The sequence below is a fragment of the Chamaesiphon sp. genome (assembly GCF_041737865.1).
In the GTDB taxonomy this organism is placed as follows: Bacteria; Cyanobacteriota; Cyanobacteriia; order Cyanobacteriales; family Chamaesiphonaceae; genus Chamaesiphon.
Genome location: NZ_JBGSQZ010000200.1, coordinates 1 through 5,087, shown reverse-complemented (window position 1 = coordinate 5,087; position 5,087 = coordinate 1). Strand labels below are relative to the sequence as shown.

At 43.9% G+C, this 5,087-nt stretch carries 7 protein-coding genes; all 7 read right to left on the bottom strand.

Features of this window, described 5'->3' with window-relative positions:
* A partial coding sequence (locus tag ACEW9J_RS15135) for an MFS transporter (protein ID WP_373545944.1) occupies window positions 1-537 on the bottom strand: 537 nt, incomplete at its 3' end.
* A 155-nt stretch (window positions 538-692) separates the two neighbouring features.
* A complete protein-coding gene (locus ACEW9J_RS15130; protein ID WP_373545943.1) occupies window positions 693-971 on the bottom strand; it encodes a DUF6335 family protein in 279 nt (92 codons plus the stop codon).
* A gap of 26 nt (window positions 972-997) precedes the next feature.
* Window positions 998-2,098, bottom strand: a complete 1,101-nt coding sequence (locus ACEW9J_RS15125) for a ferrochelatase (protein WP_373545942.1) — start codon at window positions 2,096-2,098, stop codon at window positions 998-1,000.
* The gene (locus ACEW9J_RS15120; protein ID WP_373545941.1) at window positions 2,091-2,960 is read right to left on the bottom strand and encodes a metal ABC transporter permease; all 870 of its coding nucleotides are present in this window, start codon (window positions 2,958-2,960) and stop codon (window positions 2,091-2,093) included. Before ACEW9J_RS15120 ends, ACEW9J_RS15125 begins: the two co-directional genes overlap by 8 nt.
* Before the next feature lie 2 nt (window positions 2,961-2,962).
* Window positions 2,963-3,733, bottom strand: coding sequence for a metal ABC transporter ATP-binding protein (locus ACEW9J_RS15115; protein WP_373545940.1), 771 nt, complete (start codon window positions 3,731-3,733; stop codon window positions 2,963-2,965).
* Window positions 3,734-3,742: 9 nt separating this feature from the next.
* On the bottom strand, window positions 3,743-4,822 hold the full coding sequence (locus tag ACEW9J_RS15110; protein ID WP_373545939.1) for a metal ABC transporter solute-binding protein, Zn/Mn family: 1,080 nt from the start codon (window positions 4,820-4,822) through the stop codon (window positions 3,743-3,745).
* 18 nt (window positions 4,823-4,840) lie between these two features.
* Window positions 4,841-5,087, bottom strand: a 247-nt coding sequence (locus tag ACEW9J_RS15105; RefSeq protein WP_373545938.1) for a hypothetical protein, incomplete at its 5' end; no start/stop codon positions are given.

Sequence of the window (5,087 nt, the reverse complement as noted above, 5' to 3'; positions counted from 1 at the left end):
AATCAATCCTGGTAAAAATGCAATGTAAAAAAGTGTCTTGTAATCATCAGGACGATACGCCAAATATATCAATGCTAATGATGGCCCTAGGACGGCACCAAATGTATCCATAGACCGATGAAAACCAAATACTCTTCCCTTTGTGTCTGGAGTAGCTTCATCAGATAGTAAGGCATCTCTGGCACCTGTGCGGATACCTTTTCCTAACCGATCGATTGTCCTGGCAGAGAATATCCAGAGAGGATAAGTAAACAATGCCATCATTGGCTTGGAGAGGGCACTAAGCAGATATCCAATTTGAATAAAGGGTAAACGGGTGCCTGTTTTGTCACTTAAATTCCCAAAATATCCCTTGCTCAATCCGGCAATTGCTTCTGCAAAGCCTTCTAGTATACCTATTAAAACAATCGAAAAACCAATTGTTTTTAAATAAATTGGCATAATCGGATAAAGCATTTCGCTGGCTACATCTGTAAATAGACTCACAGCCGAAAGTACTAAAATATTGTGGGTTATTATCTTTGCTTTTTTAGACATTAGCGATTATTTTAAATAAGATGAAATCCGCACGAACTGGATGCTAAATCTTAACGATTGTCCTTCTGCTGTTGGCTTTAGCCTGCCGTTAGGCACGGCAGACGCTCCGCGTTGGCGTAAGCCTGCGACTCTCGCGCTTACAGACAGGCTTCTGCTCAGGCAGAGGCTACGTCAACGCCAACGACAGCCGATGCGGGATCTAATTCCCAGCGATCTAGATCGCGCTCTAGGAGCATTTCTTCAGTATCAAGGGGTGTGTCATCATCTACCACAATTCCCACTGCCTCTGCCAATTCTTCCGTGTCATTTTGACTGGGAACTGCGGTACTTCCGCCAACGGCTTCGTCACCATTCACTTCTGCTCGATAGGCATCATCTTCAGCGTCATCCGCTGCATCTGCACCTATTAATGAATTCAATTGTGGGTCTGGCATACATTTTCTCCTTTGAATTTAAAGATTTATTTCCAAGTGGCAATTTTCGATCCAGATAACATCGCTTCGATCTGCGGATTTGCCCATGCTGCGGCGATGCTGAAAAATTCAGGATCGTCATTGACGCATTCAAGCCGCGTGTAAGTAACAGTTGGATATTGACGCTGCAAAGATTCAATTGCATCATCCACATCAAGGATCGTTTCATAATTTTCAGTTACCCACCCCAGCGGTTTAAATACAATAGTTTGGGCACCCGATCCGATTAGACTTTTCGCTGCTTGTTCGAGATTAGGTTGCGACCATTTGATGAACGGCATATCATGATTTATCCAGCCGATCGAGATGAGTGGATATTGATGTTGTAATTGGGCTTGGACTCGATCGAATAGAGCTTGTCCATCAATTACCCCAGTTAACAACCCATTGGCTTTTTCAGGGCCACCATGAACCGTTAAGATGATACCGATCTGTGACTCAAAACAACCAGATGTAGATAATTGATTGAGAGATTCCTTAATCTGACGCACTAGCAAATCGATGTAGGCAGGTTCAGTTGCGAAAGCGGGAATATATCGAATGGCATCGAATGGCAAATCTTCAGATTCATTGGCTGTAATAACTTCATTAACTTGCTCGATCGCTATTTTTCCGGTAAACGCAGAATCAACCACTAATAATGGAAAAACTAGCAAGTTCTGAAAGTCTCGACCACCCTTAGGGGGTGCGCTTGCGCGTTCGATAATCTCAGTTACAACTTCTTGGACAAAAGGCTTGCAGAAATAAAAGCCTTTAAATACCTCTACCTCACTTCCCCAGCGTTTTTGTAATTGCTGCTCAATCCCAATTCTTTGTTTTTCAAACATCTCATTTTCGGGCGACATAAAATGATGGTGTTTGACCCCGAAATCGTACCAATCTAGTAGTCCCAAGAACCAACCAGCCGCCGGATATAGCCACTTTGGAATCGATACAAATTGGGATGCAATATATTTAGTTGCCGCTTGATTGTAACTACTCAGATCGTGGTAAGATTCTACTTCACCATATCCAGCAAGTAAAACGGCGACACGTTTGTTGTTATGGGGTTCAACGGGCTGTGTGGCGGGAGATTCTTGACTAATCATGTAACTCCTTGGTTGTTTGTGAATGGTGGGATTTAATCGGTAGGTGAATGCGAGGTAACACCATTGCAGTTAGGAAGATCGCTAATTGTGTTGCTACAATACTGGGGCCAGATGGTAAATTAAACCAGGCTGAAATTACCATACCAATTACAGCACTTAACGCACCTAGTCCGGCTGATAGCAGTACATAATCGGTAAAAGTGCGACTTAATAATCTAGCAGCACAGGCGGGAATTACGACAAATGCACTAACTAGTAAAACACCGATCGATTTAATGGAAATACCCACGACTAGCGACAGCAGCACGATGAAGATTGTGCTTTGAGTCGATACCGATACACCCCGCGCGATCGCCAGTGGTTCGCTTACAGTCAATAACATCTGTGTTCGTAGTGTCATACCAATGAACATAATGCAGATGATTAATAACGAACTACTCAGCACTAGATCTATTTCTTGAACTGCGAGAATATCGCCAAATAATAGATTATTTATCCCGCCTTTATATTGCCCGACAAAACTGAGAATAATAATCGCGATCGCTAGAGATGAGGAATAGATAATATTCAGTAACGCATCAGTCCATAATTTAGTATGTTCTAATAAATAGGACACCGCTAAGGCAAAGATGACCGCAAATGGTAGTAAGACGAGCGAGGGATTGAGTCCTAATAAATAGCCAATACTAATCCCTAATAAGGCTGAATGTCCCAGGGCATCACAGAAAAAAGATAATTGACGCAAAATCGTAAAGCTGCCTAAAATTCCACCCATTAACCCCGTCAAAATACCGCCCATCAATGCCCGTTGCATAAATGGTAGTTGAAACAATTCAATTACGCGAATCAGTTCTGGTTCCATAATTACGACGTATGAGAATGCTTGTATCGCACAAAATCTGTACCGTAGAGAGTAGCGAGGCTACCGTCAGAGAGTGCGACTTCTGGGGTACCTTGACAGCGCAAAGTCCGATTAATACACAGGACTCGATCGCAATGTTTTCGCACCATATCTAAGTCATGAGAAATCTGCAAAATTGCCCATCCCTGTTCCTGTTTGAGTTCGTATAGCAGTTGATAAAAATCCGACTCAGCCACCATATCCAACCCCGCTGGAGCTTCATCAAGAATCAATAATCGACGTGGGGAAACTAAACAATATGCCAGCAATATTCGCTTGGTTTCGCCTCCAGAAAGCCCGCTAATCAGATGATCTCTGAATTGGAGTGCATCGACTCGTACCAGGGCATCTCGGACAGCCTGACGACGTTTGCGGCGATCGATCCACGGCAACTGAAACCCCAATTTGCCCCAACCTAATCCCACTAATTCTGATACCGTCATCGGAATTCGTCTGTCGAATAAAAAGTTTTGGGGTAAGTAAGCAATTTGCTGACGGATGGATGATGGCAGAAATCCTTTGATACTCAGGGGTTTTCCCAAAATGGATATTGCACCCGATTTCCTGGGTAAAATCCCCAGAATAGCTTGCACCAAGGTCGTTTTACCCCCTCCATTCGGGCCGACGATCGATGTATCTGTACCTGACTCCAGAGAGAACGAAACATCTTCAACCGCCGCGTAAGTGTCCCGAAAAACGGTCAGATGTTCGACTGATAATACGGTTTCTTTCATCTAAACCTCCTAAAACTTCACCCAAACTTGTTGGGGGATAACAGACATCGGCTGTTGTATCCCGATCTGCAGCCAGGATCGATCTGACTGCCCCGTAAATGCCGTGACTAGCGTTTTGACATTTGCTTGCATCGTGGTGATGTAGTGACCCGATTGGACAGCATCTGGCGATCCGGTTTCCATCGTGTCAAAGGTGCTGACGCGCACATTCAAATCCTTTGCCAGAGCGGCAAATGCCTCTGTGCCCCCATTGGGTTCGGCGAGTAGTGTTTTGAGATTGGTGGCTTTAACCGTATCCACGATGCGTTTGACATCAGCGGGGGAGGGATTATCTTCCGGTACATCTACTAGAAAGTTGGCTTTTAGGTTATAGCTTTGAGCAAAGTAAGGCGCAAAATCATGGAAAGCGACGAATGTTTTACCCGCAAAAGGTTGGAGCATTCGGCTGGTTTCTCGATCTAGTTCGCGCAACTTTTTGACATAAGCGGTGGCATTATTGGTATAAATCTCTTTCCCCGCAGGATCGGCAGCGATTAAACCGTCTCGAATGTTTTCGACTTGACGGATAACTCGTTTGGGATCGAGCCAGATGTGGGGGTTATATTGAGGGCGATTTTGTCCGGATTTTGGCTGTTTGCCCTCAATTGTTTCGGTTGCGATTGGTTGTATTCCTTGACTAGAATCGATTACTTTTAATTTGGCATTGCCAGTATTTTTGACCAATTCAGTCAAATATCCCTCTATCCCCAGTCCGTTTTGTACCAGCACATCGGCTTTGGCTAGCTTCTGAGCATCACCTGGTTTTGCCTGATAGTCATGGGGTTCGACATTGGTGGGGAGGAGTTGGGTAACTGTAGCGCGATCTCCGGCAACTGCTTTGGTAAAATTTGTAATAGGAATAAATGTGGTGATAATCTGCAATTGTTTAGACACAGGCGTAGTTGCAGGTGGCTTGGCACAGCTTCCTAACGTGAGGGAAATTGCGGATATAACGACTACAGATGACCAATAGAAAGTGAGACTAGATCCTTGTAATTCCGTTTTTCGATCGTTATCTTTGTCCGTCGCTGGAGATTGAGGACTAATCATTAGTTTGACCTAAGTAGATTATTTTTTGGAAGTCCGCCGTGAATTGAGCCACATCGAAATTCCAGTAAAAAGCAATATGAACAAACCGAGAGCATTAAAAAATGGATAAATCATGTCTAGATTAACCGATCCAAAATGTCCCTTATGCCAACCTAATATCCATTTAAAATTATCTTCTTTGCCTGCTAAATCGAGAATCTGATAAACAGTTCCGGTAATGGCTGTCAGTAATAGAGGTAGCATCATAATCGGTGCAATTAGGCGA

What these genes read in the sequence shown, in the direction of transcription:
- ACEW9J_RS15130 (WP_373545943.1), bottom strand. Translation starts at nt 971, where the DNA reads ATGCCAGACCCACAATTGAATTCATTAATAGGTGCAGATGCAGCGGAT.
- ACEW9J_RS15110 (WP_373545939.1), bottom strand. Translation starts at nt 4,822, where the DNA reads ATGATTAGTCCTCAATCTCCAGCGACGGACAAAGATAACGATCGAAAA.
- ACEW9J_RS15115 (WP_373545940.1), bottom strand. Translation starts at nt 3,733, where the DNA reads ATGAAAGAAACCGTATTATCAGTCGAACATCTGACCGTTTTTCGGGAC.
- ACEW9J_RS15120 (WP_373545941.1), bottom strand. Translation starts at nt 2,960, where the DNA reads ATGGAACCAGAACTGATTCGCGTAATTGAATTGTTTCAACTACCATTT.
- ACEW9J_RS15125 (WP_373545942.1), bottom strand. Translation starts at nt 2,098, where the DNA reads ATGATTAGTCAAGAATCTCCCGCCACACAGCCCGTTGAACCCCATAAC.